The following is a 26,924-nucleotide window of genomic DNA, read 5'->3' on the forward strand; positions in this document are numbered from 1 at the left end:
CTGCTACACCGAACGCAACCCTCTGTGCTGGTACACCTTTCGCGTGTACTGAATCCTTTCTTTCAGGAAAATCCCGCTCTACTCCTTGCTCCAGACTGCACATTTGCGTCGAGACAACGCAAGGTGTGGATTTCGGTCGGAACATTGCCCCTGCTGCGCACCGGCGATATCTGGTGCAATAGTCAGTTGATATTCGCCAGAGAAGAGGCGGTGACGGGAAAGTGGATGGTGACGCTCAAGCCGGTCTGTTTCTCTGGGTCGGAAAAGTCGAGGCGGATCTCAGCATTGATACGACTGACAATCGTCTGGACGATGGATAGCCCCAGGCCCGAGCCAATCTGCTCGCTCCCGAGTGTGCGGTAGAAAGGGTCAAAGACCCGTTCTCGTTCAGTCAACTGAATGCCGGGTCCATTATCCTGAATACGCAGTACGACCTGTCCTTCTGACACACCTACAGAAAGATCAACCCGCCCGCCCTCTGGCGTATAGCGAATGGCGTTATCAACCAGATTCCTGACCACAGCGATCATGTCCAGCTCGCTGGCCCACACTCCGGCGTCCTGCGTACCTTCGACGCCGATGTCGATGTGCCTGGCCTCGGCCAGCGGCATCTGGTCTTCCAGCACGCGGCGGTAGATGCTCTGCACGGATACCGGCGCCTTCGGGACGTCGGTGGTCGACTGCGCTTTAGCCAGGGCCAGAAGCTGATCCAGCAGGCTGCGACCGCGCTCGATCCCCTGGCGCAGAACGGTGAGCCGTTCGCGCGCCAGGCCGGACATTTCGGCATCGGCCAGCCGCTCAGCCTGGAGCGACAGTGCAGTCAGCGGTGAGCGCAACTCGTGCGCAGCATCGGCCACAAAGCGGCGCTGAGCGTCCATCGACTGGCCGACACGGGTCAACAGGCGATTGATCGCCACAGCGAATGGGCGTACCTCAACCGGAAGATGGTGGTCTTCGACGGGGTGTAGCTCTTGCTCTGCCCGCTGGTCGATTTCTCTGGAAAGTGCCGCAATGGGCCGGAACATCTTGCGCACCAGATCAGCGACGATCAACAACAGCACCGGCATAAGAATCAGGAAAGGCATCACCGTGCGCAGCGCCCCGTCACGGGCGATTTCATTGCGAAAGCCAGACTCCTGAGCCACGGCGATGCGTTCGCCGTTCGCCGTAGTTCTGACCAGCACACGAAACGTCTCGCCACCAAGCTCCAGCGTATGTAATCCATCCGCCAGGGCCGTCGGGAGCGGGAGTACGCCTCCTGCGTCCACACCTGCGGCAGAGTGGCTGATTGCACCCAAGCGCTGGACGATCACGTGCGACTCTTCATCGGTATCCTTGCGGCGGGTATCGGTGGTCGGCATTGTCGGCGACAGATGCTGACGATCCATGAGCTGCGCCACCTGACGCAGTACGTCGTCCTGCAGCTCGTGGGCCTCGTCGAAGGCAGATATAAAAGAGAAGACGCCAGCTACGATAGCCACGACGAGGATAGCCAGCGACAAGGTGAATGACAGCTTGAGCTGGACCGACTCGTTCAAGCGTCTTTTGAGACCATCCATCCGACTCCCCTGACGTTTTTAATGACTCCGCTGCCGAGTTTGCGTCGCAGCGCGTGAATCAGATATTCAACCGCATTGCTTTCGACTTCCTCGCTCCAGCCGTAGATGCGATCCTCCAGCTCGCTGCGCGAGAGAATAGCCCCGGGTCGCACCAGCAAGGCTTGCAGCAGCGAGAATTCCCGATTGGACAGTTGTTGAGGGGAGCCACCATTGACGCTGGCCTCTTTGGTGGCGGGATCCAGCGAGACCATGCCGTTGCTGAGTACGGGTGAGGCGTTGCCGCCCTTACGTCGCAAAACAGCGCGCATCCTGGCCAGCAGTTCCGCCATCTGAAAGGGTTTGGATACATAATCGTCGGCTCCGCCGTCCAGGCCGCGCAGTCGGTCATCCAGGCCATCCCGTGCCGTGATAATGAGCAGGGGAATCGGGTTATCCGTGGAGCGAATGGTGTCCAGCACCTCCAGACCATCCTTGCCTGGCAGCCCCAGGTCGAGCAGCATCAGATCGTAACGCTGGCAACGCAATGTCGTGAGAGCATTCTGCCCATTTCTCACCCAGTCGGTAGCATAAGACGCATCCTTCAATGCGCCCATGATCGCTTCACCGATCATGAGATCGTCTTCGACCAGCAATACCCGCATTATTCCTCCATTCAAATTACGGTATATCAAGGAAGCATGGAATCAAGCACATCATCTTTCAACCTGAAATGATGGTAAAGGGCGGCACAAGCATGAATTCCCGCCAGCCAGAGAATGGAATCACCCAAAAACTTGTGCACATCCCCCCAGTCTGCGACTTCCGCCAAAGATGAACTGGTCATCCATGGTAACCCGTTCATCCGTAGTCCACCTAGCAAAGTCAGGGGATGGCTTTCGGATCCCAATGCCATCAGTGCAGACAAAGGCAGTGCAAACAGCAGCCCCCATAAAGCAATATGCATGAACCGGGACAAAAAATGTTGCCACGGAGGCAGTGGATGGTGAGGTGCATCTGGTCGGAAGAGAACCCAGATCAAACGCAAACAGGTCATAACAAATACACCGGCACCGAGAGTTTCATGCCAGACAATATCGCGTCTTGTTCCTGGGTCGATACCGGAACCGATCAAATGGCCGAAATCATCAGGGCCTAACAAGAATGCTGCGAAAACCATCACTGCAGTAATCCAGTGAAAGACTCTGCTGAAAACATCATACTGATTACTTTTGCTTTTGTTCAATTTGATACCTCTTCCGAAAATTCTGTGCGCATTTGAAAAAAAATTGCGGTATCAGTGCACCGTCCTGACAACCCGCAGGCACAGATTCATGAACATCGAGACAGCATCACTACCGGTTTCGCAGGAGGTGGCAGCAATCTTGATGAGCCACAAACCCAGCGTGACCTCGATCCCCTGGACAGCATGTGTTCAGGGGATTCATGAGCCACAAACGGATCAGGCTTTGCCTTCGAGCGTATCGAAGGTTTTCAGTAAATTAGCCATCGCTGCCTTGCAATCGGCCTGGTTTGGCGTATCGGCGCGCAGAGCAGCCAATGACTTGTCGATAGCTTTGTCGAGCAGATGCCAGTCATCGGCTGCCCTGGGTTTCAAGCCAGCCTCGGCTGAGTCCCATGCGACTTCCAAATCTTTGATGCGTGTCTTGGCGGCAGGCAGATCACCCTTGTCAACAATAGTGGCAACGTCGACGGCGATGCTGCGGAAAGCCGACAGATCACCGAGTCTGGAAGCGGTTTTCCCCTGTGTTGAGGTGACGGTCTGAGCCGGTGTGCTTGCGTTGTTCTGATCGGCGGACTTGGAACAACCGGCTGCCAGCGCCAGCAACATGACCGCTGACGCGGCGACAACAGGACGAATGATTAAGTGATGCTTGAACATATTTTTCTCCTTGTGTGATGGGAAGTACGTTATTCAGCGAGCTGGGTTGAGCGGCGTCCATTCATACCGATCTGCGCGACGGCCACCAGCATGACGATCACCGAGAGGAACAGGGCGCTTGTCCACATGGCACCCATGCCAAGACCGCCATAGGTTCTGGCCTGCGTCAGCAAGTCGCCGAGCGCAGCGCCGAAAGGACGGGTCAGGATGTAGGCGATCCAGAAGGTCAGCACCGCGTTGCCGCCCATGCGCCAGGCCACATAGGTGACGCCAATCAGCGTACCGAATGCCACGACGCCCCAACTAAAGCCCAGACCCAATGCCTCGGTCGCCAGATCGCCGGCAGCCGTGCCTAGCGCAAACGTACAGAGGATGGCAGCCCAATAGAACAACTCCCGATTGCGCGTTACGATGTCATGAATCGACAGGGTGCGCTCGACCCGATACCAAACGAAGAAGATCGCGGCAAGCGCCACGGTGAACGCCGGGGTACTGATATACAGGCTGACGCCAAGGCCATCGGTCAGCAAATCGGTTATCTGCGTGCCGACCACGCTGACCAGCACCACCGTCAGCCAATAAATCCAGGGGGTATAGCGGCGGGTACGCAGCTGCATGAACATGGCGGTCACCAACAGAGCGGCCATGACGCTTCGCGTCAGACCTTGCCCCAAGCCCGCCTCGACTGCCAGATAGTCGGCAACAGTTTCCCCAACTGTCGTGGACATGATTTTGATGATCCAGAAGGAAAGAGCGACCTCCGGGACTTTGTTGAGCCAGCCAGTGGTGGTGCTCGTTGGTAATTTGTTCATTGTGTTCTCCTTCCGAGGTAAAGTATTTAGCGTTAGTTTGTCTGGCCAGACTTAGCCAACCCATAGGCTTACTCGCGTACCCATCCGAGCGCGATCAATTTGCCAAAAAGCCGGTGATGAATTGCGGTGGCGAGTCTGTAACCAGGCCCCAGATACCAGTGGGCTCCACGCAAGGTAAGCCAAGCACTGAGTAAAGCGACCGAGATCGCCCCGAGCATGTCAAACGGGAAATGCACACCAAGGTAGATGCGCCCCCATGCGATGGGGACGCCCAACAAGGCTAGACCAATGCCTGTGCTGCGATGTTGTTGCTGTAGCAGGAGGCTAAACGCAACGGTCCACCACAGCGTCAAGTGATCGCTTGGAAAAGAGGAATCGGCAATATGAGGGATAAGGGTGTGCCCTAGACCGATCATGAAAGGTCGGGGGTGCGTCCAGGCCAATCCGATGGCTTGGTTAATCAGAAGGCCCAGTAACCCCGATGCGGTTGCAATGAGCATGGCCTTGCGAATGCCTTCGCTGCCCCGCAGCCAGCCGATACCGATCAGAAGCGGTACTGCCCAGATGAGCTGCTCGGCAAAGAAGGTGGCCAGCATCAGCGCCAAAGCACTGGGACGCTCTGGCGCGTTCAGCCAGAGAAACAGTGTGTGGTTGAGTGATTCCATAAGATCTCCGTGCCGGATCGCCGATCAAGAGACAACCCGGCCATGTTGGCGAGGTGTCAGTCCTGCTTATCGTAGTCGTCATCTGCTTTATCTTCAGCGGACGAGATGACCGTGCCTTTGTCGGCATCAACCCGGACATCGAAGACCCTGGCTCCGCTGACGACCTCCACGTCGTAGACCCAGCCTTGCTTTGAGTTCTCGTATTCGACACGCGACGCCTTGCCGTTGGCATGTTGCTCGGCGACAGTGACGGCCTGAGCAAGCGGAATCTTGGCTTTACTGATTGCCATGGCATCGTTTTCCATGCCGCCTTTGGCGGCGTAGGCCACGGCCCCTGTCGCTGCAATGGCGATAGCCAGTAAGGAAAGTTTGGTGTAGCGGTACATGATATTTCTCCAGAAGAGTGCAGGAATTTGCACAATGGAGAAGTTACACATGTAGACTTAGCTCATACTGAGTTCATCCGTCGCCGCGATTGCTGCGGATGACACAATATCCTGCCCCGGAATTGGCTGATACCGGACTGCAGGCAGAATTTTCGGAAACGGAGCTCACATCCCTGACCGCTGGCGTCGCTGCAATCAATGCCTGGAACCGCATCGCTGGCGACTTGAAGTTTTCCCCGTCAATTGAATAAGTCCATACAGCCCAATCAGGAAGGCGCATGAATACCAGCAGTCAATTCGTCGATTACGTACGGGAGCTTCTTGCTCCATTAGCGCCATTCACGGATGGAAAATTTTTCGGCGGCCATGCCATGAAATACCAGGGTATCCAGTTCGCCATGATCATGGGGAATACCCTTTACTTTCGCGTCAACGCCAACACCCGGCCTGAATACGAAAGACGTGGCTGTCAGCCGTTTTCATACAGCACAAAAAAGGGGCTTGTCGAGGTCAGAAAATTTTATTCTTTGCCAGAGGAACTGTTTGAGCAGCCCGAAGAATTGCTGGTCTGGGCCAGATAGGCCATCCTCGCCTCAGAAGACCGATAAAGAAAGCATGTACTTTACTCGGTCGTACTGGGGCTCCAGAATGCCTGCTTGACGGCAGGCTGGTCGGCCATGCGGCTCAGGATTGCATCAAGTTCGTCGGAATTCACCGAGGTGGACATCAGCGTGGCTTCGATTTCAATATCGTCGCTACCGAAAGCGTGCACTTCCAGATCGCGGATCGGGTAATTCGCCAATTCCAGCTCTCTGGACAAATGCGCCAGCACCAGTTTCTGATGCGGTTTGGCCGCGATGATGTACACGGTGTTGGTGACTTCCACTTCGTCGCCCTCGATCGGCTGGCGGTTGATGCTGTTGACGATCGGTCTTAACAAGGTATTGGCCGCCAGCACAAACAAAGTCGCAGCGATGGCTTCCAGGATCAGGTCAGCTCCGGCGGCAGCACCGACTGCGGCTGACCCCCACAGGGTTGCCGCCGTGTTCAGTCCGCGCACATTGCCGTCTTCACGCATGATGGCACCCGCGCCGAGAAAGCCGATGCCGGACACCACATAGGCGATCACATGCACAGCACCGGCATGACCTTCCAGCCGGTTTGCCATATCGACGAATACCGCCGCACCCACTGCCACCAGCACATTGGTTCTCAAGCCAGCGGTCCGCTGCCGGTATTGCCGTTCGTAACCGATGACACCGCCCAGCGTGAAGGCGGTAACCAGACTCAGCAAGGTGTCCAGAAATGAACTCAGGTTGATATTTTGTATGGCTTCCATCTTGCCCCATCAGAAAAGTCACTCTTCATGTTTTCAGAATGATAAACAATTTTTGCCTGCGCTTCAGAAAAACTGTTGATCCGGCGGCAGCGCAACAAGTGACTGTTCAGGGGCGATATGGTTTTATCCGGCGAGGAATTGCCGGTCCAGATCAATCGGCAGATGCGACAGCACTTCCAGTGTCTGATCCGTGAGTACAGTACCCGGCTGACAGCTGGCCAGCGCCGCATCGCGCGCAACCAGCAACAGTCTGATCTGCGGCAGGCAGAGCCGGATCAGGTTTGTCAGCATACGTTCAATGTCAGGGTGACCGGTGTTGAGCTGTATCCGGGCCAGTAATTGTTCGGTCAGGACGGCGTTCAGCATCAGGTCGCCGGTGACCCAGCTGTTCACCGTAAACAGGCTGACCGGCACGCCTTTCGCGTCCAGGCCGATACTCAGCAAATGCCGGGTTTGCACTGTACGCTGCGGTTGCCCGGTAAGCCTGGCGAATGCCTGTTCGGTACGGGAGTGCAGCCGCCTGCTCCACAGAGGTCGGCGCGCAAACAGGTGAAAGTGCCCATGCTCAACGCTGCCAGGCCGGTCTTCGGGAGAATGCGAATGATAAAACCACTGATAGGCGCTGCGCAGATCAATCGCATCCTCCTCCGGATAATGCTGCCACTGGCGGGGAGGCTGACCGTCGAGCAAGCGCTGCAACAGATGCTCACCCCGCTCAGCCAGCCCGGCGTATGTCTCCAGAATACGCCGGACAGCAGCTGCTCCGGAGGTCTTGGCCAGCGCTGCCGGCCTGCGTCCGGACGATACGTTCATCAGTGTTTTGGAGCGCACTTAGGTGCACACTTCGGCGCGCATTTCGGGGCACATTTCGGAGCGCACTTCGGAGCACATTTTGCTCCGCATTTTGCGCCACATTTAGCTTTGGCATGTTTTGCCGGAGCACACCTGGATGCGCATTTCGGAGCGCATTTGCGCATACCGGCTGGCTGGCATTTTACCTGTGCGTCCGGCATGTCGCCAGCTGCTGCCGGGAGCGCCAGAGTTGCTGCAGTCAGTGCTGCCAGCGAAGCCATTTTCAAAGAAGATTTCATGTATGTCTCCAGATCAGATTAAAAAAGTAACGGTGCAGAGGTATAACCTGCCCAGCTAAGAGGATGTGAACAAACAAAACGGTTCGCGGTTTCTGAAATTTTTTTTGAAGTCTCCGGCTTGCCTTACAGCAGCACGCTGCTCACTTACCGCGGCGCGCCAGATGAATGCTGTGTAAAAATATTCCAAGAATGTTTTTAAAAATATTTTTAAAGAATATTTTTAAATTTCCGCGAACCGTTTTGATGCGAACCCGGCTCTTAGCAAAGGAGGATTGACCTCACACTGACAAAAAGGAGAACACCATGTTTTACACAAAGAATGTCCCTGGATGGGAACGTCTATTACGCATCGTCATGGGTATCATGGGGCTGGCGTTTGCCGCGATGAACTGGAATACTTCTGCCATGATGACGGGCGTTGGTATCATGGCGGCAATGCTGGCTGTCACCGGACTGATCGGTTTTTGCCCGATGTGCGCCATGGTGGGCCGCAAACTCGATAAGGGGAAATAAATCATGACCAGCGGGATCGACAGAACTGACCTGATTTTTGCAGCGCAGGCCGGTGATCCTGTTGCGATCAAACGCTTGCTGACAGTCTGCCAGGCCGATGCGCGGCGCTATGCCCGCCGCCATTGCCAGGCCAGCGATATTGACGATGCGGTACAGGAATCCCTGCTGGTGATTTCGCGCAAAGTATCGGGGCTGAAAGCGGCAGCGGCCTTTTCCTCCTGGCTGTTTACGGTGATCAAACGCGAATGCCGCAAGCTCGAACGTCTGATGCTGAGACATGATCCGCTGGAAGACGACGCAGCAGAACACCAACTCAGCTGCCGCACGGACGATGCCTTGCGGATTGATCTGGCAAATGCGCTGGAATCCTTGCCGGCGCATTATCTGGAAGTGGTTTTACTGCGCGATTTTGAAGAACTGACGATTGCAGAAATCGCGGAACGGCTCGGTGAACAACCCGGTGCGGTCAAGAGCCGCCTGCACCGCGCCCGCGAACTGGTGCGGGAATACCTGCTGGCGCCGGAAACCGTGCCGACCACGCCCTTCACGCACTGATATTCCGCCGCTGATTGCCTGACATTTCACGGCGGCACTGCGCCGCCCTGCCTTTTTTCCTCATTCATCCTACAGCCTGATGCCGCATCAGGTATCCGGCACAGCATGTCAGACTGCAGCCACCAATCACAACCAACAACCTCTGACGAGACGCAAAAACAACGTCATCACAAAATGCCGCCTCAAATAAAAAAACATCGTTATATAATAAAAACACTGTTTTATTTCATCCAGGACAGTACAAAAAAATTACAGACAGAGACTCGCCTGCACCATCACTGTGAGCGCAGTGTTAAAAAAGGATGTTGTTCTATGTACCGCACTTTCATACAGACGGTGAGCGCGGCATGGCTGCTGTGCGCCTGCCAGCCGCAGCATGTCATGCCCGGACCGCAACAGATCAGTGCCGCCGAAGCCGCACGCCCCGCCGATACGACGCTGTCCCGGATTTATCAGCGTTCCTGCATCAGCTGCCATGTATCTCCGGCCAGCACCGCGCCACTGGTCGGCTTTGCAGCCGACTGGGCGCCACGGCTGACGCAGGGTCAGGACGTGTTGCTACAACATGCGCGCGATGGCTACAAGGCCATGCCGCCGAAGGGCTTTTGCAGCGATTGCAGCGATCAGGATTTACGTCGCCTGATCGAATTCATGTCCACCCCGATTCACATACCACCTCCGGCAAAGGAAGCAGCATGACCCAGTCCACTCCCAGCGCGCTGCGCAGAAATATGATCCGTGCCGGTGTTGCCGCCGGCGCGCTCGGCGGCATCGGCATCCTGACGGAATGTTCCCGCATGCCGGTCGAACCGTTCACACCGCCAGCGCCGGATCTGCCGCCGCAAACTTCGCCCCGGGCGCTGACCTGGCAAAACTGGTCTGGCATCCAGACCTGCCAGCCGCAGGCCATACAAAGTCCGGCAGATGAAACAGCGGTACTGCAATTACTGAAAAACAGCCAGTCGCCGGTGCGCTGCGTCGGCGCCGGTCATTCTTTCACGGCGCTGGTGCCGACACCGGGACAGATCGTGTCGCTCGACAGCCTGTCGGGCATTGCCGGTCAGGACGGGACGCTGGTACGGATACAGGCTGGCACCCGGTTGGCGCAACTGGCACGCGAGCTGGATGCGCGTGGCCTCGCGATGCACAATCAGCCGGATATTGACGCCCAATCGCTGGCCGGCGCCATCAGCACTGCGACGCATGGTACTGGCATGACTTTGCCGGCGCTGCACGCAAAAGTGAAAGCGCTGCGTCTGGCGACACCCTCCGGACAAATCGTCGAATGCAGCGAACAACACCATCCCGAATTACTGCAGGCAGCCAAAGTATCGCTCGGCAGTCTCGGCATCCTGACCGAAATCACGCTGGAGGCGGTACCGGCCTATCGTCTGCGTCGCAAGGTCTGGCTGCTGCCGGTGCAGGATATGCTGGATCAGGCGCCGCAGTTGGCAAGGCAGCATCGTCATTTTGAATTTTATTATCTGCCGTTCACCGGCTATGCCGCAGCGATCACGCACGATATCGCTACCAGCAATGAACTGTTGCACCCAGATTCCGGCGACGAAGCCATGCTGCACAGCCTGAAACAGCTGCGCGACCGGCTGGGCCGCTTTCCCGAGTTGCGGCGCTGGATTGCGAAAAAACTCATCAATCCGGCGCAGCAGGAAACCGCGCAGGATCAGTCCTGGAAGCTGTTATCCACATCGCGTCCGACCCGTTTTAATGAATCGGAATGCCATGTGCCGCAAGACGCGGGAATCGCCTGCGTCCGCGAAGTGATCCGGCGGCTGGAACAGCGCAACGACGTCTACTTCCCGCTGGAATTCCGTTTTGTGCAGGAGGATGATGCCTGGCTCAGTCCGTTTTATCAGCGCGCCTCCTGTTCGGTGGCGGTCCATGCTGCGGCTGGTGAGGCATGGCGTTATCTGGTCGATGATATCGCGCCGGTATTCCGCCGTTACGAAGGCCGCCCGCACTGGGGCAAGCTGCATGCGCATCAGGCCGGCGATTTCGCAACACTGTATCCGCGCTGGAAAGACTTTCTGGCAATTCGGCAGGAATACGATCCGGCAGGACGCATGCTCAATCCGCATCTGCGCCAGATTTTCGGAGTGCAATCATGATTTCCCGCCAGCGACGCAAACTGCTGGCCGCCACCGGCATCGGTCTGGCAGGATTGTGGGCATTGCGCCCCTCAGCCAAAGGTGCCCCGCATGATGCTTACTTCACACGCAGTGCGCAGGCCTTGAAGCAGGCAGGCATCAGCACCCCGGTCCTGCTGATAGATCGTCAGCGGCTGTTGCAGAATGCGCAACAGATCATGCGCCATATCGGTCAGCGCATGCAGTTCAGGCTGGTGGTGAAATCGCTGCCCTGCGAAGCACTGATCCGTGAAATCAGCGTTGTCACACAGAGCCCGCGCATGATGCTGTTCAGCCTGCCGCAATTGCGCATGATGGCGCAGGGTGGCAATGATATTTTACTGGGTAAGCCGATGCCGGTCGCTGCTGCCGCGCAGTTCTATCAGGAACACGCGGCCAATCCGCGCGGCTTCGTTCCACAACAGCAATTGCAATGGCTGATCGACACACCACAGCGGCTGGTGCAATACCGCGATCTGGCGCGCCAGCTGAATACCATGATGCGCATCAGTTTTGAAATCGATGTTGGCCTGCATCGCGGCGGCATCGACAGCATGGCCACATTGCATGAAATGCTGACCTTGCTGCAAAGCGAAGCGCGCCTGCAATTCAGCGGCATGATGGGTTATGACGCGCATGTCGCCAAGATTCCCGATCTGCCGGGGTTGCAGCAGCAGGCGCATGAACATGCGCACCAGATCTACACTGCCATGGCGCAGGAAGCGCTTGCGGTGCTGAACCGCAGCAGCACGCACGCCATTCATCATCCGCTGGTTTTCAATGCCGGCGGCTCGCCGACTTACCGCCTGTATGACGGTAGCGGGATTGAAAATGAAGTGTCGGTCGGCTCGGCGATGGTGAAGCCTTCGGACTTTGATCTGCCTTTGCTGTCCGACCTGCAGACAGCGGCAATGATCGCCACACCGGTGTTGAAGGTCAGCGAGCAGTTTCGCATGCCTTACGGCGTGGAATGGCTCGGCGACGCAGCCCGCGCCTGGGATCCGAACCAGCAGCAGGGGGTTTTCATTTACGGCGGTAACTGGCTGGCAGACCCGGTATCACCTGTCGGGCTCAGCGCGAGCGGGCTGTACGGCACCTCGTCCAATCAACAGTTGCTGCTGGAATCGGGACGCCAGCAACTGCAGGTCGATGACACGGTGTTTTTCCGACCGCGCCAGAGTGAGGCGGTGCTGCAGCAATTCGGCGATATTGCCTTGCTCGACGAAGGTCGGATCAGCGCGATGTGGCCGGTATTTCCAGCCACAGCCTGAAATATTTTCAACGCAGTTTCAACACGATTAAACGGTCAGTCAAAAGGACACGAGCCGGCTCACCGTTTTTTTCACTCATCCAAACCAAAAAAGAGGAAGACATATGCAGCTGAAAAAACGAAAAATCGCTGTCTGCATCACGCAGGCATTATTACTGGAGGCCGGGTGGCTGACGCTGGCGCATGCCGATGAGGAAACAATGCAATCCGTCACCGTCACCGCCCAGAGCCGCGCGCAGGAAGCGCAGGCGGTGCCGATTCCGTTCCAGATTCTGAAAGCGGAGCAGCTGGAAAAAACCGGCATCACCAATCTGGGCAGCATGAATGGTTTTATTCCCGGTCTGCAGGCCGATGGTAACCGCGCGACCCAGCCTTCCCTCTATCTGCGCGGGGTCGGCACCGAAGATTTTGGCATCGGCACCGATGCGCCGGTCGGCGTGTATGTCGATGGCGTCTATAGCGGTAAAACCGGCGGCGCGCTAATGAATTTCAACGATGTGCAGCGCATTGAAATCCTGAAAGGTCCGCAGGGTACGCTGTTTGGACGCAACAGCGCCGGCGGCGCCATCTCTATCGTATCCAACGAACCGTCCGACGAACTGGAAGCCGAAGCGACGCTGCGGGCCGGCAATTACGGCAGCCGCTATTTGTCCGGGCTGCTGAATATTCCGCTCAGCAACGACCTGTCTTTGCGCTTTAATGCCGTCGATCAGCAAAGCGACGGCTGGCTGCGCGACAGCGGCAACGGGCAGCGCTATAAAGACCAGAACAACTGGGGAACCCGCACCAGCCTGCTATGGAAAGGGCCGGAAAAAACCCGCGTCCTGCTGAGCTGGGAACATGAAAACCTGAACCAGATGGCACGTCCGCCGATCTCGCTGGTGCCGTTCAGCCCGGCGGGCACAGCACCAGCGTTCCCGGCCAGCATCAGCAGTTTTGTCGATCCGCGCCGTGAACTGGTGTACAACGATACCAACGGCGGCAATACGGAAAGCCGCCGCTTCGACGGCGTGACCATCCGCATTGAAAAGCCGCTGGGCTGGGCCGATTTCACGTCGACCACGGCTTACCGTCACTTCAATTCGTTTAATCAGGAAGATGAAGACGGCACCAATAATCCGGTAACTTTTCTGAATACCGCCAACATCGAGCGCAACAGCACCTGGCAACAGGAATTCAAACTGGCGGGAAAAAACGGAATCGCCGACTGGCTGGCCGGCGCCAGTTTTTATAAAGAAAACGCTTTCCAGATCAGCCAGGTTAACGCCAACACCGACAGCTACAACACGATTGCCAATAATATGCTCGGTATCCCCTTGTTCAGTATGCTCAACGGTGGTGCCGCCCAGTATGGTCTGCCGCTGAATTTCCTTGGTCAGAGCTGGCAGGAAAACATGATTAACCATGGCGATTATCAGTCGGCTGCCGTGTATGGCGATGTGATCTGGCACCTGCAACCGAAGCTGAATCTGACGACTGGACTGCGCCTGACCCGTGACAGCAAGGAATTCAGCTGGAATTACCCGGCCCGTCTGGCAGCGGGACTGGATCAGCAGATCGCACTGGCAAACCAGTATGGATTTTTCACCGGTCAGGATGCAGCACTGGCTGCGCTGACCCAGAATTTTTTCATCAATGGTTCGGCCACCAGCAGCGCGGCTGCCGTGAAAAAAAGCTGGACGGATGTCAGCCCGCGTCTGGTGCTGGATTATCACTACACACCGGATATCATGAGCTATGCCTCGGTCACCAAAGGCTATCAGTCCGGTGGTTTCAATTCGGTCACGATGGGTGCGCAATTCCAGCCGGAGGATGTCTGGAATTATGAGATCGGCATCAAGAGCTATCTGCGCAACATCAAGCTGATGCTGAATGCCTCACTGTTTCATTACAAGTTCACCAATCTGCAATCGCTGACCTTGATTCAGGCGCCCGGCACACCGATTCCGGCCTATCAGGTCACTAACAGCGATCAGGATGCGACCGGACTGGATGTGGAAGCCAGCTGGGCACCTGTGCGCGGAATGAAGCTGTTTGGCAATGCCGAATACATCGACCAGAAATACACGCATTATGTGGTGCAGAACGGACCGGACCTGTCCGGCCAGCCGGTTGGCACGCCAACATGGAGCATCACCGGCGGCGTTGATCACACCTGGTATGACGTACTCAATGGCAATCTGAATCTGATGCTGCAACATGCCTATACCGGCGCGACCCGTTGCAATGACAATTCCGCTGCGCAGATGAGCTGTGTCAAGGCACCCGGCTTCAACATCGGCGGACCGCAGCACCGGACTGATCTGCATTTCGGCTGGCAGCGGCAGGATCGGCGTTGGGGCGTATCGCTGTTTGTGAATAATCTGTTCAACCAGCGTTACGTGTTCAATGCCAATCCGATCACTGCCGTGCTCGGCACACCGTTCGCCTCGGTCAGCGCACCGCGCATGGCGGGACTGCAGTTGAACGTGCGGATGTAGTGTGGTTCTGGCTGAGCTGCAGGAGAATCTCTGTTCTTGCTCCCGCAGGGCTTCAGTATAATAAGCCCGTACAGCATGGCATTCATGCCGTACGGGCATTTAACTTTTGATAGGAATTCAGTTGTGACCAGGGCTGCTGCCAATTTACAGGAACGCAAACGACGCGAATCCGAAGCCAGGAAAAAACACATTATTTCAGTAGTCAAAGGGCTGGTCAAAAAAGGCGGCGCCAGAGAACTCACGATCCGCAATGTGGCAGAAGAAGCCGGTTTTTCAACCACGGTGGTGTATGCGCTGTTTCGTGATAAAGCGACGCTGATTACACAGGCGATGGACGAAACGCTGTTTGAACTGGTCGACATCATGAAAAAAGCGGCCGCCCATAGCAATGACCCGGCAGAAAAAATCCGCGCCACCGGCAAAGCCTATATTCAATACGGACTCAGCAATCCGGATGAATACGCGCTGGTATTCATGGAACGCCGTCCGCATGCTCCGGTGGAAGCCGCGGTGGTTGAGCATGGCAATATCGAGCAGGACCCGTATGCCTTTGCACACCATCTGTTTGTGCAGCTCAGGGATGCCGGAGAGGTCGCCGGCGATGACGATACCCTGCACCTGATGACGCAGATTTTCTGGCAGGGCATCCATGGACTGACTTCCATCAGCCTGGTCATGGATGAAGGCGATGTCTGGACGCCGAAGCTCAACCCGCAACATCATGTGGATGCCCTGCTCGATGTGCTGCTGCTGGGCATACAGCAGCGCTTTCCGGCACGGCGCTGATCTGTATTTTCCCCTGCTCTGTCACGGCGCAGGATCAGCTCTGACGACTGACCCAATCCGCTACCGCCTCCAAATGACGGAAATCCGCTACTGAACGGCAGGCAATCTGCGGATATCTGGCCTGCAGCATCTTGCTCAGCGCATTACCCGGCCCAAGCTCCAGGGCGATCGTGATGCCTGCCTCGTTCAGGCTTTCCATGCACCAGTCCCAGCGTATCGTCTGCGTGATCTGTGCCAGCAATGCCTGCCTGCTTTGCTGCGGCGTGTGGCAGACGCTGCCATCGACACCCGCCAGCACCGGCAGCGTTGGCGCGGATAAAGGCACCGCATCCAGCGCAGCGTGGATCAGCGGTACTGCTGCTGCCATCAGCGTGGTGTGGGAAGCAATATGCACCGGCAGCTCCGTCAGGTGGCAGCGCGGCATGGTTTGCAATATCGTCGCGGCTTCCGCCACCCGGCTGGCAACTCCGGCAATGATGGCCGCGTCCGGCCCGGTAATGATCGCCACCTGTAACTGGTGGTGGGCGCAAAACTCCTGCACCTCCGCCGTCAACATGCCACTGATGGCCAGCATGCGCTGCGGTACGCCCGGCAGCACACAATCCTGCATCGCCTGCGCCCGTTGCCGCGCCAGCTGCACCGCGGCGTCCGGCGTCAGCGTGCCACCGATCGCATGGGCACTCCATTCGCCGATACTGTAACCCGCCACCAGCGCTGGCGACGGTAACAGCGTCCGCAACGCCAGCCAGTTCGCCAGCGTTGCAATGACGATCAGCGGCTGCGCCAGACGGTTGTCAAACAAGGCCTGCATAGTCAGCGCAGCAGGCTGCACAGCCCCATCCGCCTCCAGTCGTTGCAGCCAGTGGCGGGCAGCAGCATCGGATTGCGCCAGCGTCAGCATCTGTGCAGACTGACCGCCCTGTCCGGGACACAGCAAAGCCAGTCTAGCCATACTGCACCGGCGGAAAATCAAGGTCAGTCAATTGATGCACCAGCCAGCTGGCGGCCAGCAGATCTGCCGCGCCGCCGGGAGACAGACGACGCTGCACAAACGCTGCATGGCAGGCTTGTGCCTTGTCAAACCAGTCCGGCTGACGGGTTCCGCCAGCGGCTATCCAGGCCTGCGCCTGCTGCCGCGCAAAGTCGGCACCGGCCTGACCGCCGCGGTAATACAGATTGGTGTCGCTGACATGCGCAATCAGACAGAACAAGGCTTCCGTCCTGGCTGTCTCGCCGCAGCCGCTGTCTTGCAACACCTGCGTCAGACGCGGTAAGGCCAGCTCGAATACGGCAGGAAATCCCAGTGCCGCTTCTTCTCTGGCACCGCTGGCAGCAAAGCGTTGCGCGACCTGCAGGCCATGGCTGTCTGGCGTGCTATCCGGCACCGTGGCGCAATGCTGCCTCAGCGCTGCTCCCCAATGCTGTTGCAAGGCGTTGCGAATCGCATCTGCCGTTAAACGCTGACCGGCAGCCACGCAGGCGGCGCCGGCAGCACACAGCATACCGAGCGCAAAAATCGCACCGCGATGCGTATTGATGCCCCGGGTGGCCAGCAACATGCACCGTTCGGCCTGTATCCCCAAATGCTGTAATTCGGAAAACGGCGCGCAGTGCAGACCTGCGGCAGCAATCGCCCTGAAATAATGACGCAGCGCGAACAGGCTGCGTATAAACGTCGCAGCAGTCATGTCGATATGACTGCCGTTATCGCGCAGCGACACCAGCCCGGGCTTGGGATACAACGCCAGCTCGGCATACAGGCTGCGCACGGCGCACAGCGCGATGGCACGGGCTATCTGTCTTTGCTGCCAGGCAGAGAGGCTCTTGTCTGTCCGCGACAGCAAATATCCTTCAGACAGACAGCCTGCCGTTTCAGGTTGTGGGAAGAAACCAGCTGCCCAAGAGAGTGGATGGTTCATGTCGATGGCAGGCTGTCCAGCAATTCCTGCCGGTTGACCAGTCTGACCGTCTGGCTGTCTTTGACCAGAACACGCTGGTTGGCATGGGCATCGACCAGGGTGTCGGCAGTCGCCCATTCTTTCCAGGCCACGGCCTGTTCCCGCGGAAAAATAATTTCTCCATCCAGCGGCAGCCATGCGCGATAACGTTGCAGCAATGCCAGTCCCAACCGCAACTGCTGCCGGTCAGACGGACGGAACAGTAAGTCAATATCCGATTGCGGCGTCATATACGGCACGCCGGTCAGAAATTGCATCGCCAGCGAGCCATAGACCCGGAAGCGGATGCCCTGCTGCTGCGCATCGCGCTGCATCGCCTGCAGATACTCCTGCGCGCTGTCACCTGCCACCGCCATCGCGGTGGACAAGGACAAACCGGGCTGATGCGCGCTGATCTGCTGCACCGGTACCCGCGCCGCCACCCGGATTTTCCGGCCTTGCTGCGGCGGCAGCGCCAGACCGATGCACACCTCATGCTCTGTCGCATCGCCATCGCGCCGCCTGACCACAGCCGGCCACTCGGCCTGCTGCCACTGGCGCAGTTGTGCTGCCAGTGCTGGTTGCTGCTGAATCAGCATATCCCACGCGGGATGCGCCAGCCAGACCAGATCATGCCGGTGAAATTGTTCCGTCTGTTCCAATTCGGACTCACTTTAATGTCGCAAAGGTAGAGATAATAGGCGATCTGCCACCTTCTTTGCCATTGTGCGGCCGCCACGCTGCGCTCCAAGCTCCATCCGTGTGTCCTGCGTGTCTGCTGTATGCAGCGCCTCCTGCAGCGCTGCGCCCAGATCGCCGTACCAGATCGCCTGTATGCCACCCATGCGTTCATAATTGGCCGGCCCCGGCGCAAACACCGGATTATCCTGCGCCAGTGCGGTCAGCTTTTCTTCCGGCACCTTGGTGATGCGCGCCATCGCCGGTAATGCCATGACGCGGATCACTGCTTCCGGCAACGCATAGCAGGCATTGGCCATCATGCCGCTGGTGATGAAACCGCCCGACAATGCCTGATCGTAAACCAGTGCAATGATCTGATGGCCGGATTGCCGTGCCAGCTCCAGGCATTTCGCCAGATGCGCCATATAGCTGTTGATGCCAAGCATTTCATCGCGGTGACGCAGACGCTGGCCAACGGTATCGACCAGCAATACAATCGGCCGTCCCGGATGCTGGCGCACAGCGTCCAGCACCGCGGTTGCCTGCGCCAGTGCGATTTCCACCCCGATCGGAACATGATCGCAGGTGCCGGTCACCGCCACCGTTTTGCCATCCACTTGTGCCGTGCCGGACAAAACCGAGCCCTGCGCGCTGACCTGCGCCCCCTGTGGAAACAGACGCGCGATCAGCGCCTGCCAGCCGACAGCATACGGTTGCACCTCCTGTTGCCCGGCAGCCTGCGCAGTGAACGCGGTGTCTTTGTGAAGCGCCCCCATCGGCGACAGGGCATCAGCCATGGCGATAAATTCAGCGGTTTCCATCATGGCGACCCGGCTGGCATCAGGCACCCCCAGCGCACTCCATAACTGTGCCGGATCACGGTAATCGGCAGCGAATACCAGTCGCTGCTCCAGCATGGCATGCTCCGCTTCCAGCGCCTGCAGACTCAGCTCCGGCCGGGTTATCTGACGGACTGCTGCCGCTGCTGCATCCCGGAATGCGCTCAGATCATCGGCCACCAGCATCTGGCAGTCGCCCATCAGGTAACGGTGCTTGCCGCCGGTCGTACGCCAGACCAGCGCCCTGTCGCGCGCATCGAATTCTTCCACGCCATGTGCCGTTTCGATCACTTCCGGACCGGACATCGCGAGCCGCGCTTCTTCCGACATGATGATGTAATTCGCGCAGCGCGCCACAATGCCCATGCCGCCAAAACAGCCATTGCTGCCGCCGTTGAGTACGATCACCGGAATACCGGCCGCACGCACGGCGAACAGCGCCCGCATCACCTCTGACACCGCAATCAGTCCGGCATTGGCTTCATGCAAACGCACACCGCCGGACTCGGCCAGCAAAATCAGCGCCGCCGGTTTGTCGATCACCGCCCGGCGCATCAACCCGACCAGTTTGGCGCCATGCACCTCGCCAACCGCGCCACCCATGAAACCGCCCTCTTGTGCCGCGGCAAACACCCATTGCCCCTGCAAATAACCGCTGCCGGCCACCACACCGTCATCAAACGACACCGGCGCGTTCAGCAAGGGCAGATGCGGACTGGTCCATTCCGGGCCGGGCGGCAACATTTCTTCAAAGTTGTCCACCAGCGCCAACATGCGCTGCCGCGCCGTGGCTTCCAGATAGCTGCTCATGTTTCCGGCTCCAGACAGGTTTCGATCGCCTGATCCAGCCGCAAGCGCACGACTGCAGGTGTTGCACCCATATCGTTGATTGCAATGCGGACATCGGCCAGTTGCCAGCGCTCCTGAAAATCGTTCATGACAGCCTGCCAGATCGCCCCAAAACCTTCCGCTGCGGTACTGACATGAATCTCACAGCCGGTACCCGGTTCAGTGCTGTGCACCAGCACTTCCAGATTGCCCGAGCTGACCACGCCCACCAGCCGGGGCTGCGTCGCTAAACGTCGCTGCCCCTGCGTGTAATGAAATACCAGTGTTTCCATGATTCTCCTTACCAGTTCCTGAAACGTCTGGGCGGCAGATATAAGCCACCCGAAGCACGCACCAGATCCTTCATCGTTTTTGCCGCCAGCAGATCGCGGGTCGCATCGCGCGGATCAATGCCCAGATCGGCAGGGCGGCGGATCACGCCGCGGTCGCGCAGATTGTCCACCATGCGCCGGTCGCGTGCCAGTCCCACCGGCGTGTAACCGGCTACGCCGCGAATCGCCTGTTCCCGCTCCTCATCGTTGCGGCATAACAGTAAATTCGCAATCCCTTCTTCGGTCAGGATATGGGTGACATCCTCGCCGTAAATCATCACCGGCGGCAACGCCATGTCTGCCTGTTCAGCCAGTTGCCAGGCATCGAGCGTTTCCACAAATGCCGGCTGCATATGTTCGCGGAACGTTTCCACCATCTGCACCACCAGCTTCTGGCCGCGCGGCATGGCGTTTTTACCGGCACGGGCTTCCCGTCCGGCTTTCAGCCACGCCGGGCTGGCATGGCGACGCCCGCGCGCATCGGCACCCATATTCGGCGCACCGCCAAAACCGGCGATCCGCCCCAGCGTCGCAGTCGAGGAATTACCCTGCAGATCAATCTGCAACGTCGAGCCGATAAACATATCGCAGGCATAATGCCCTGCTGCCTGACTCAGCGCGCGGTTGCTGCGCATGGAGCCGTCGGCGCCGACAAAAAACACATCGGGGCGGGCGCGGATGTAATCCTCCATCCCGAGTTCAGACCCGAAAGAATGCACCGACGTCACAAAGCCGGCTTCAATCGCCGGAATCAGCGCCGGATGCGGATTGAGCGCCCAGTGGCTGGCTATTTTTCCCTTCAGACCGAGCGAGGCGGCATACGTCGGCAACAGCAGTTCGATCGCTGCCGTATCAAAACCGATACCATGATTCAGCCGCTGCACGCCGTATTCTGCGTAGATGCCTTTAATCGCCATCATCGCCATCAGCACCTGGATTTCGGAAATCAGCGCCGGATCGCGCGTGAACAGCGGTTCGATGTAATGCGGTGCCGGCGCTGCCACCACGTAGTCCACCCAGTCAGCCGGAATATCAATCCGCGGCAGCACATCAACCACCTCATTTACCTGCGCAATCACCATACCGGACTTGAAGGCAGTCGCCTCCACGATCGTCGGCGTGTCTTCGGTATTCGGGCCGGTGTACAGATTACCGTGGCGGTCGGCTGCCTGCGCTGCCACCAGCGCCACTCTCGGCGTCAGGTCGACAAAATAGCGCGCATACAATTCGAGATAGGTATGGATTGCGCCGATATTGAGCCTGCCTGCCGATGCCAGCCGGGCAAGACGGGTGGCCTGCGGGCCGGAAAAGGAAAAATCCAGCTTCGATGCAATGCCTTTTTCAAACACATCCAGATGTTCGGGCAAGGCAAGCACCGATTGCAGCATGTGCAGGTCATGCACCTGCGCCGGATCAAGCTGTGTCAACGCCTGCGCCAGAAAATCGGCCTGCTTCTGATTATTGCCTTCGATGCAGACCCGGTCACCGGATTCCAGCACCGCATGCAGCAAATCACGGATACGGGATGCAGGCAGAATGCGCCCCTGCAAATCCGCACCCAGCCGCTCTGCAACGCGCTGCAGACGCTGCTGACGGTTCTGCTGCAGAGTATTCCACGAGCCAGGCGACACCATCACTGCCCTCCCATGATCATGTCAGGAAACGCGGTGGCGATCTGCGGAAACAGGCTCAGCAGAACCACCGCCAGCAGCATCAGCAGCAGAAATGGCAACACACCCCAGACGATCTCCTTCAGCGGAATATCCGGCGCGATATTCTTGATGACAAAAATATTCAATCCGACCGGAGGATGGATTAGCCCCATTTCCATCACGATGGTCATCACGATGCCGAACCAGACCAGATCAAACCCCGCAGCCCGTAAAGGCGGCAAAATGATCGGACACATCATCAGAATGATCGATACCGGCGGCAGGAAAAAGCCGAACACCACCACCATCAGCAAAATCACGCACAGCAACATCCATTTATCGAGATGCAGATCGACCACCCATTGCGCGGCAGACTGGCTGATGTGCAGATAGCTCATGACGTAGGAATACAGCAGCGACATGCCGATAATCAGCAGCAGCATGGTCGATTCCTTGATGGTGGAGGTCACAAACGGCGCAATCTCAGATGGCCGCCAGACGCGGTACACCAGCGCAATCAGCGCCATCGCCAGCAAGGCCCCCAGCCCGGCAGTCTCTGACGGTGTGGCATAACCGCCGTACAGGGCCACCATGACGCCGATGAGCAAAATCACAAATGGCAGGACGCGCGGCAGCATTTCCATTTTCTGCGCCAGCGTGAAATGCTCTTGTTCCAGATAGGCCGAATGCGTTCCGGTCTGCTGGTAGGCACGGTAAGCCTGCGTATATTCCGCCCTGGCGCGGTACACGGCATATCCCGAAAACAGCAGCACCATCAATAGCCCGGGGCCGATCCCCGCCAGAAACAAGCGCCCCAGCGACTGTTCAGCAGCGACTGCATACAGGATCATGGTGATAGAAGGGGGCAATAAAATACCGAGCGTTCCTCCGGCTGCAATAATGCCGGCAGCGAATCCCGGCGAATAGCCGCGACGCCGCATTTCAGGAATGCCCGCCGAACCGATGGCGGAACAGGTCGCCGGCGAAGAGCCGGCCATCGCAGCAAACATTGCGCAGGCAAACACATTGGCAATGCCGAGTCCGCCCGGCACCTTATGCAGCCAGGCATGGATGGCTGAATACAAATCCCGCCCGGCAGCAGATTTTCCGATGGCGGCGCCCTTCAGGATGAACAGCGGTATCGATAGCAAGGTGATGGATGCCATCTCTTCATACACATTTTGCGTGATGGTATCGAGCGATGCCGCCGGCATCAGAAAATACATGAAGCCGGTCGCCACCGTACCGAGCGCAAAAGCTATCGGCATTCCCGAAAACATGACCAGCAATGTCACCACGCCATACAGCACACCCAGGGTTAATGGATTCATGCTTTCTCTCCCCGAGCTGCCTGTCCCGCCACTGCAGGTTGGCCGGTGAAGGTTGTTGATGTCGCAGGCATTGCCAGCACCGTCAATGCATCCAGCACCTGAATCAGCAATTGCAAGGTCAGCAGCGTCATGCCCGCCGCCATCATGGCGTAGGGAATCCAGAGCGGCGGGGCAAAAGTGGAGGATGTGGTCTGGCCATCGATCCAGGCTTCGTAAAACAAAGTCCAGGATTTCCAGGTAAAGAATCCGCAGAACGCCATACTGAGCAGATCTACCAGCAGCAGACGCCAGCGGTTCACTGCTGGCGACAACAGCGATGACAGCACTTCGATGCCGATATGACCGCGGTACGACTGCACATAGGCGGCTGAAAAAAATGTCACGCCAATCAGCATGAACACCGATGCCTCATCCTGCCAGTCGGTCGGCACCCGGAACAGATAACGCGAGATCACCGAATAAGTCAGGATCAGCGTGGTGAGCAACATGGCGATCATCGACAGGCGGATAATCCAGCGGTTCAGCCAGTGCAGGCCGGTCGCCAGCATTCTGAGCACCGGATGCGCCGGCAACGGCACCGTTTTACCCGGCGTCATCTCAAAGCCGTGGCTCATAACAGTTTCTCCGCCAGTTTCAGCAGTTTTGCGCAATTTTCGTTTTTATCCGCATAATCTTTCCAGGCCGTCGTACGGGCAATTGCCTGCCAGCGTTTGACGGTGGCAGCATTCATGTCGGCGACTTTGGCGCCCTTTTTTTCATACACGCTGGCGACGGTCAGATCATCCTGTTTCGCTGCCTTGATGGCAAATGCTTCCAGTTCTGCGCCGACGGTCATGATGATGTTCTGTTGCTCTTTGGTCAGCCGGTCAAACACGGCTTTCGATATCATCAGGGGCTCAAACATATACCAGTAACTCTGCCCGCGACCGCTGGTGAGAAATTTGGACACCTCTTCCAGCCGGAAGGAAATCAGCGAAGTGGACGACGTCAGCGCGGCTTCCATCGCACCGGTCTGCATCGCGGCATAGATTTCATTCGACGGCAGCGACACCACGGCAGCACCGGCCGCTTTGAGCATCAGATCCACTTCGCGTGAACCGCCGCGGATTTTCATACCTTTGACGTCATCCGGCTCCACCACCGCTTTGGTGCGCGAGGCCACACCGCCTGCCTGCCAGATCCAGCTGACCAGCACGATGCCTTTGTCCAGCAACAGTCGGTTCAGCTCTTTGCCGACCTCGGCATTTTTCCAAGCCGCGCCGGTTTCATAGGAAGGCACCAGTCCCGGCATCAAACCGATGTTAACCTCCGGAACCTCACCGCCGGCATACGATAAAGGCACCAGCGACAGGTCCAGCGCACCCTTACGCATCGCAGAAAACTGGGCATTGGTTTTCATCAGCGAAGAACCGGGATAAATCTCGAATTTCAAGCCGCCATTGCTGCGTTTTTGCACCTCCGCAGCAAACATGCGGCACAGGCGATCACGGAAATCACCTTCTTCCAGCGTGCCGCCGGGAAACTGATGTGAAATTTTAAGCGTCACGCCCTGTGCCTGCGCCAGCAGGGGGTGAACGAGGGACAAAGCGGGGGCCAGACTGAGCGCCCGCAAAGCATGTCTGCGACTGAATTGCGTCATGTTATCTCCTAAGGATTGTTGTCAGTGTGCGGTTCTTGGTCCGCTGGTTTCCGGCCCGCTTCAGTGCAATGCAGTGTTTTGCGGTTTGTTCTGAGTATGCCAGATATTTTTTATTGTATACAAGATCGTATATTTTGCATTCAAAGTCAACTTGAATATATACTCATACTATTCACACTATTAAATTTTCTGTCCAGAACACTGATTGCCATGAAAAACCGTTCCGCCAGCCTGCGCGAAGAAATTGAAGAACTGATCGCCACCGGACAATTACCGCCCGGACACCATCTGGATGAAACCGAGCTGGCTGCCCGCTTTCATGTCTCCCGCACACCGGTACGGGAAGCGCTGATTCAGCTGGCGTCGATGGGGATTATCGAGATGCGGCCGCGGCGTGGCGCGCAGGTCGCCACCATCAGCCCGCAGCAGTTGGTGGAAATGTTTGAAGTGATGGCGGAATTCGAAGCCATGTGCGGCAGAATGGCTGCCCGCCGCATGTCTGCCGGTGAGCAGCAGGCGTTACAGGCAGCGCATGAGGCCTGTAAAGCTGCCCGCGATGCGGAAGATACCGATGCCTATTTTTATAAAAATGAAGTGTTTCACGGCCTGATCTACACGGGCAGTCATAACCAGTTCCTGGCGCAGCAGGCTACCAATCTGCACCGTCGTCTGCGGCCTTACCGGCGTTTGCAGCTGCGGGTGCGGGACCGCCTGAAAAATTCCTACCACGAGCATGACGACGTCGTGCAGGCAATTCTGCAGGGTGACGGTGAAAAGACAGCGCAGCTGCTGCGTAACCATATCACCATCCAGGGAGAGCGTTTTGCCGATCTGATGGCTTCGTTATCTGACAGCGCCGGCAACACAGCTATTTAATTTTTCTCGACCTGACGTTCCGAATCAAAGAAATACGTCATCCGCTTGCGCGGACTCAGATAGTCATGGATTTCGGGGCTCAGTTGTCCCGGCTTCATGCTCTGGGTAATTTCAAGCAAGGGATCATGCATCAGATCAAGAATGATGGCTTCATTTTTTGGCACGCTGGGATCGTAAATCAGCACGCTGGGGCGCAGGGGTTTCTGGGAATTCACGGCAATCACCATTCCGAGGGTACCGTCAGATAATTTAACAATGGTTCCAGGTGGATAAATCCCCATGCTGCGGATAAACAGATTCAGTGCCGGAACGTCGAACTGCTTGCGCAACTGGCTGAACATATATGCCATTGCCTCATGCGGGCTCATTGATTCCTGATAATTAGGCCGGTTGCACAGATTGTCGTAGGCATTGGTGATCGCGACGATGCGCGCCAGCGGCGAGATTGCATCGCCTTTCAATCCCTCCGGATAACCGCTGCCGTCAATATATTCGTGGTGCTGAGCGATAATATCCCTGACTTGCTTCGGCAATGAAAGCTTATCTGCGATCTTTAATCCGTAGTAACAATGCTGCTGCATCAGATGCATCTCGGCCTTGGTCAGCTGGAAAGTCTTGTTCACTACCCGGTCGGGAATTTCCATCTTGCCGATATCGTGAAACAGACACCCCATACCCAGCAGTTTCAGATCCTCGCGGGAAAAAGACAATTCCTTCGCCAGCATCATGGTCAGCACAGCGGTATTGAGCGAATGGTAATAAGTGTCCTCGCCAGCGATCTTGTCGTTCATCAGATGAATCGCAATGTCTTTGTCGATCAGCAACGAATCCACCATCTGTTCGACCAGTTGCTCGGCCTGCTGTACCGACTCCTGAGGGCGCGAAAACAGATTGCGATTAATGTTTTTCAAAGCAGTGGCCGTCTTCAGCAGCTGTTTTTCGCATTCGGCAATGGCATTGCGCTCACGAATCAGGCGATCGATGCGTGCCTTCTTTTCACGGATTTTTTCCTGCTCTTCTTCGGTCAGTTCCAGCTTTTCCGGATCTGCTTTCGGTTCAGCCGAAGGCGCCGGAGGCGGTAGCGGGCGGCAATCCGACTTCACCGGATTGACCCGGATGGTCGGGACACCCAGTTGTTTCAGTGCACGCAATTCCTGTTCAGTTTTTATCTTGAAGCTGCTGAGCGCAAAGGAGTGATCCAACCAGGGAATATCCAGATGCACATAAAGACCAATACAGAGTTGCTCAATTGGGACGTTGACAGTTCTAGGCGCGGCGCACATTGACGGTTCGGGAAGTATGGATGCAATATTTTAGCAGCCTCTTTAAC

At 57.3% G+C, this 26,924-nt stretch carries 30 protein-coding genes and 1 pseudogene; 11 read left to right on the forward strand and 20 right to left on the reverse strand.

The annotated features are described in order from the left end of the window. Positions 1 to 182: 182 nt before the first annotated feature. From HV832_RS14965 to HV832_RS14995, 7 genes are all read right to left on the reverse strand, one after another. Positions 183 to 1,559 (reverse strand): ATP-binding protein, encoded by a 1,377-nt coding sequence (locus HV832_RS14965; RefSeq protein ID WP_176804666.1) that lies wholly within the window; start codon positions 1,557 to 1,559, stop codon positions 183 to 185. After that, positions 1,535 to 2,200 carry a response regulator transcription factor gene (locus tag HV832_RS14970; RefSeq protein WP_176804667.1) on the reverse strand — a complete coding sequence of 222 codons (666 nt, stop codon included), beginning with the start codon at positions 2,198 to 2,200 and terminating at the stop codon, positions 1,535 to 1,537. The genes HV832_RS14965 and HV832_RS14970 overlap by 25 nt, the downstream gene beginning before the upstream one ends. 26 nt (positions 2,201 to 2,226) lie before the next feature. Beyond that, positions 2,227 to 2,781 (reverse strand): cytochrome b, encoded by a 555-nt coding sequence (locus tag HV832_RS14975; protein ID WP_176804668.1) that lies wholly within the window; start codon positions 2,779 to 2,781, stop codon positions 2,227 to 2,229. Between the two features lie 216 nt (positions 2,782 to 2,997). Next, the gene (locus HV832_RS14980; RefSeq protein ID WP_176804669.1) at positions 2,998 to 3,438 is read right to left on the reverse strand and encodes a hypothetical protein; all 441 of its coding nucleotides are present in this window, start codon (positions 3,436 to 3,438) and stop codon (positions 2,998 to 3,000) included. Between the two features lie 29 nt (positions 3,439 to 3,467). Beyond that, complete coding sequence (locus HV832_RS14985; protein WP_176804670.1) at positions 3,468 to 4,250, reverse strand: COG4705 family protein; 783 nt, start codon at positions 4,248 to 4,250, stop codon at positions 3,468 to 3,470. A 68-nt stretch (positions 4,251 to 4,318) separates the two neighbouring features. Next, positions 4,319 to 4,915 (reverse strand): undecaprenyl-diphosphatase, encoded by a 597-nt coding sequence (locus HV832_RS14990; protein WP_176804671.1) that lies wholly within the window; start codon positions 4,913 to 4,915, stop codon positions 4,319 to 4,321. A 56-nt stretch (positions 4,916 to 4,971) separates the two neighbouring features. Further along, positions 4,972 to 5,301, reverse strand: a complete 330-nt coding sequence (locus HV832_RS14995) for a PepSY domain-containing protein (protein ID WP_176804672.1) — start codon at positions 5,299 to 5,301, stop codon at positions 4,972 to 4,974. Between the two features lie 98 nt (positions 5,302 to 5,399). Between HV832_RS14995 and HV832_RS15000 the strand changes: the two genes are divergently transcribed. After that, a complete protein-coding gene (locus HV832_RS15000; protein WP_176804673.1) occupies positions 5,400 to 5,552 on the forward strand; it encodes a hypothetical protein in 153 nt (50 codons plus the stop codon). 27 nt (positions 5,553 to 5,579) lie between these two features. Continuing rightward, entirely contained in the window at positions 5,580 to 5,882 is a 303-nt protein-coding gene (locus HV832_RS15005; RefSeq protein ID WP_176804674.1) for a TfoX/Sxy family protein, read from the forward strand. 41 nt (positions 5,883 to 5,923) lie between these two features. Here the strand turns inward: HV832_RS15005 and HV832_RS15010 are convergent, their stop codons facing one another. Then, positions 5,924 to 6,640, reverse strand: a complete 717-nt coding sequence (locus HV832_RS15010) for an MgtC/SapB family protein (RefSeq protein WP_176804675.1) — start codon at positions 6,638 to 6,640, stop codon at positions 5,924 to 5,926. Between the two features lie 123 nt (positions 6,641 to 6,763). Continuing rightward, on the reverse strand, positions 6,764 to 7,471 hold the full coding sequence (locus tag HV832_RS15015) for a DUF6969 family protein (protein ID WP_218132058.1): 708 nt from the start codon (positions 7,469 to 7,471) through the stop codon (positions 6,764 to 6,766). A gap of 90 nt (positions 7,472 to 7,561) precedes the next feature. On the opposite strand from HV832_RS15015, the gene HV832_RS15020 reads away from it, so the two are divergent. The 8 genes from HV832_RS15020 (at position 7,562) to HV832_RS15055 (ending at position 15,479) form a co-directional block, all read left to right on the forward strand. Next, positions 7,562 to 7,753 (forward strand): hypothetical protein, encoded by a 192-nt coding sequence (locus HV832_RS15020; protein WP_176804676.1) that lies wholly within the window; start codon positions 7,562 to 7,564, stop codon positions 7,751 to 7,753. Positions 7,754 to 8,034: 281 nt separating this feature from the next. Further along, the gene (locus HV832_RS15025) at positions 8,035 to 8,244 is read left to right on the forward strand and encodes a YgaP family membrane protein (RefSeq protein WP_176804677.1); all 210 of its coding nucleotides are present in this window, start codon (positions 8,035 to 8,037) and stop codon (positions 8,242 to 8,244) included. 3 nt (positions 8,245 to 8,247) lie between these two features. Beyond that, a complete protein-coding gene (locus HV832_RS15030; protein WP_176804678.1) occupies positions 8,248 to 8,799 on the forward strand; it encodes an RNA polymerase sigma factor in 552 nt (183 codons plus the stop codon). Between the two features lie 312 nt (positions 8,800 to 9,111). Continuing rightward, positions 9,112 to 9,498 (forward strand): c-type cytochrome, encoded by a 387-nt coding sequence (locus tag HV832_RS15035; protein WP_218132059.1) that lies wholly within the window; start codon positions 9,112 to 9,114, stop codon positions 9,496 to 9,498. Then, the gene (locus HV832_RS15040; protein WP_218132060.1) at positions 9,495 to 10,925 is read left to right on the forward strand and encodes a D-arabinono-1,4-lactone oxidase; all 1,431 of its coding nucleotides are present in this window, start codon (positions 9,495 to 9,497) and stop codon (positions 10,923 to 10,925) included. Before HV832_RS15035 ends, HV832_RS15040 begins: the two co-directional genes overlap by 4 nt. Then, positions 10,922 to 12,214, forward strand: coding sequence for an alanine racemase (locus HV832_RS15045; protein ID WP_176804679.1), 1,293 nt, complete (start codon positions 10,922 to 10,924; stop codon positions 12,212 to 12,214). The genes HV832_RS15040 and HV832_RS15045 overlap by 4 nt, the downstream gene beginning before the upstream one ends. Before the next feature lie 103 nt (positions 12,215 to 12,317). After that, entirely contained in the window at positions 12,318 to 14,693 is a 2,376-nt protein-coding gene (locus HV832_RS15050) for a TonB-dependent receptor (protein ID WP_176804680.1), read from the forward strand. Positions 14,694 to 14,816: 123 nt separating this feature from the next. Further along, a complete protein-coding gene (locus tag HV832_RS15055; RefSeq protein WP_317889345.1) occupies positions 14,817 to 15,479 on the forward strand; it encodes a TetR/AcrR family transcriptional regulator in 663 nt (220 codons plus the stop codon). A gap of 34 nt (positions 15,480 to 15,513) precedes the next feature. Here the strand turns inward: HV832_RS15055 and HV832_RS15060 are convergent, their stop codons facing one another. The 10 genes and pseudogenes from HV832_RS15060 to dctP all read right to left on the reverse strand — a co-directional run bounded on the left by HV832_RS15060 (position 15,514) and on the right by dctP (position 24,718). Further along, the gene (locus tag HV832_RS15060) at positions 15,514 to 16,431 is read right to left on the reverse strand and encodes an ACP S-malonyltransferase (protein WP_176804681.1); all 918 of its coding nucleotides are present in this window, start codon (positions 16,429 to 16,431) and stop codon (positions 15,514 to 15,516) included. After that, positions 16,424 to 17,398, reverse strand: coding sequence for a triphosphoribosyl-dephospho-CoA synthase MdcB (gene mdcB, locus HV832_RS15065; RefSeq protein ID WP_176804682.1), 975 nt, complete (start codon positions 17,396 to 17,398; stop codon positions 16,424 to 16,426). The genes HV832_RS15060 and mdcB overlap by 8 nt, the downstream gene beginning before the upstream one ends. Continuing rightward, positions 17,395 to 18,078 carry a malonate decarboxylase holo-[acyl-carrier-protein] synthase gene (gene mdcG / locus HV832_RS15070; protein WP_176804683.1) on the reverse strand — a complete coding sequence of 228 codons (684 nt, stop codon included), beginning with the start codon at positions 18,076 to 18,078 and terminating at the stop codon, positions 17,395 to 17,397. Before mdcG ends, mdcB begins: the two co-directional genes overlap by 4 nt. A 12-nt stretch (positions 18,079 to 18,090) precedes the next feature. Beyond that, on the reverse strand, positions 18,091 to 18,873 hold the full coding sequence (mdcE, locus tag HV832_RS15075; protein ID WP_176804725.1) for a biotin-independent malonate decarboxylase subunit gamma: 783 nt from the start codon (positions 18,871 to 18,873) through the stop codon (positions 18,091 to 18,093). A gap of 9 nt (positions 18,874 to 18,882) precedes the next feature. After that, a pseudogene (locus tag HV832_RS15080) lies at positions 18,883 to 19,746 on the reverse strand (biotin-independent malonate decarboxylase subunit beta); the annotation flags it as partial. After that, complete coding sequence (gene mdcC, locus HV832_RS15085; RefSeq protein WP_176804684.1) at positions 19,743 to 20,057, reverse strand: malonate decarboxylase acyl carrier protein; 315 nt, start codon at positions 20,055 to 20,057, stop codon at positions 19,743 to 19,745. The gene mdcC and the pseudogene HV832_RS15080, both read right to left, overlap by 4 nt. 8 nt (positions 20,058 to 20,065) lie before the next feature. Then, on the reverse strand, positions 20,066 to 21,730 hold the full coding sequence (mdcA, locus tag HV832_RS15090) for a malonate decarboxylase subunit alpha (RefSeq protein ID WP_176804726.1): 1,665 nt from the start codon (positions 21,728 to 21,730) through the stop codon (positions 20,066 to 20,068). Then, on the reverse strand, positions 21,730 to 23,079 hold the full coding sequence (locus HV832_RS15095; RefSeq protein ID WP_176804685.1) for a TRAP transporter large permease: 1,350 nt from the start codon (positions 23,077 to 23,079) through the stop codon (positions 21,730 to 21,732). Before HV832_RS15095 ends, mdcA begins: the two co-directional genes overlap by 1 nt. Further along, complete coding sequence (locus HV832_RS15100) at positions 23,076 to 23,693, reverse strand: TRAP transporter small permease (protein ID WP_176804686.1); 618 nt, start codon at positions 23,691 to 23,693, stop codon at positions 23,076 to 23,078. Before HV832_RS15100 ends, HV832_RS15095 begins: the two co-directional genes overlap by 4 nt. Beyond that, positions 23,690 to 24,718, reverse strand: coding sequence for a TRAP transporter substrate-binding protein DctP (dctP, locus tag HV832_RS15105; protein WP_176804687.1), 1,029 nt, complete (start codon positions 24,716 to 24,718; stop codon positions 23,690 to 23,692). Before dctP ends, HV832_RS15100 begins: the two co-directional genes overlap by 4 nt. A 210-nt stretch (positions 24,719 to 24,928) precedes the next feature. On the opposite strand from dctP, the gene HV832_RS15110 reads away from it, so the two are divergent. Next, positions 24,929 to 25,594 carry a GntR family transcriptional regulator gene (locus tag HV832_RS15110; RefSeq protein WP_399311397.1) on the forward strand — a complete coding sequence of 222 codons (666 nt, stop codon included), beginning with the start codon at positions 24,929 to 24,931 and terminating at the stop codon, positions 25,592 to 25,594. Here the strand turns inward: HV832_RS15110 and HV832_RS15115 are convergent. Next, positions 25,591 to 26,877, reverse strand: a complete 1,287-nt coding sequence (locus HV832_RS15115) for a cyclic di-GMP phosphodiesterase (protein ID WP_176804688.1) — start codon at positions 26,875 to 26,877, stop codon at positions 25,591 to 25,593. The genes HV832_RS15110 and HV832_RS15115 overlap by 4 nt on opposite strands. Positions 26,878 to 26,924: the final 47 nt, after the last annotated feature.

Origin of the sequence: Cognatundibacterium oligocarboniphilum (assembly GCF_013377855.1) — a bacterium.
Lineage (GTDB): Bacteria > Pseudomonadota > Gammaproteobacteria > Burkholderiales > Burkholderiaceae_D > Undibacterium > Undibacterium oligocarboniphilum.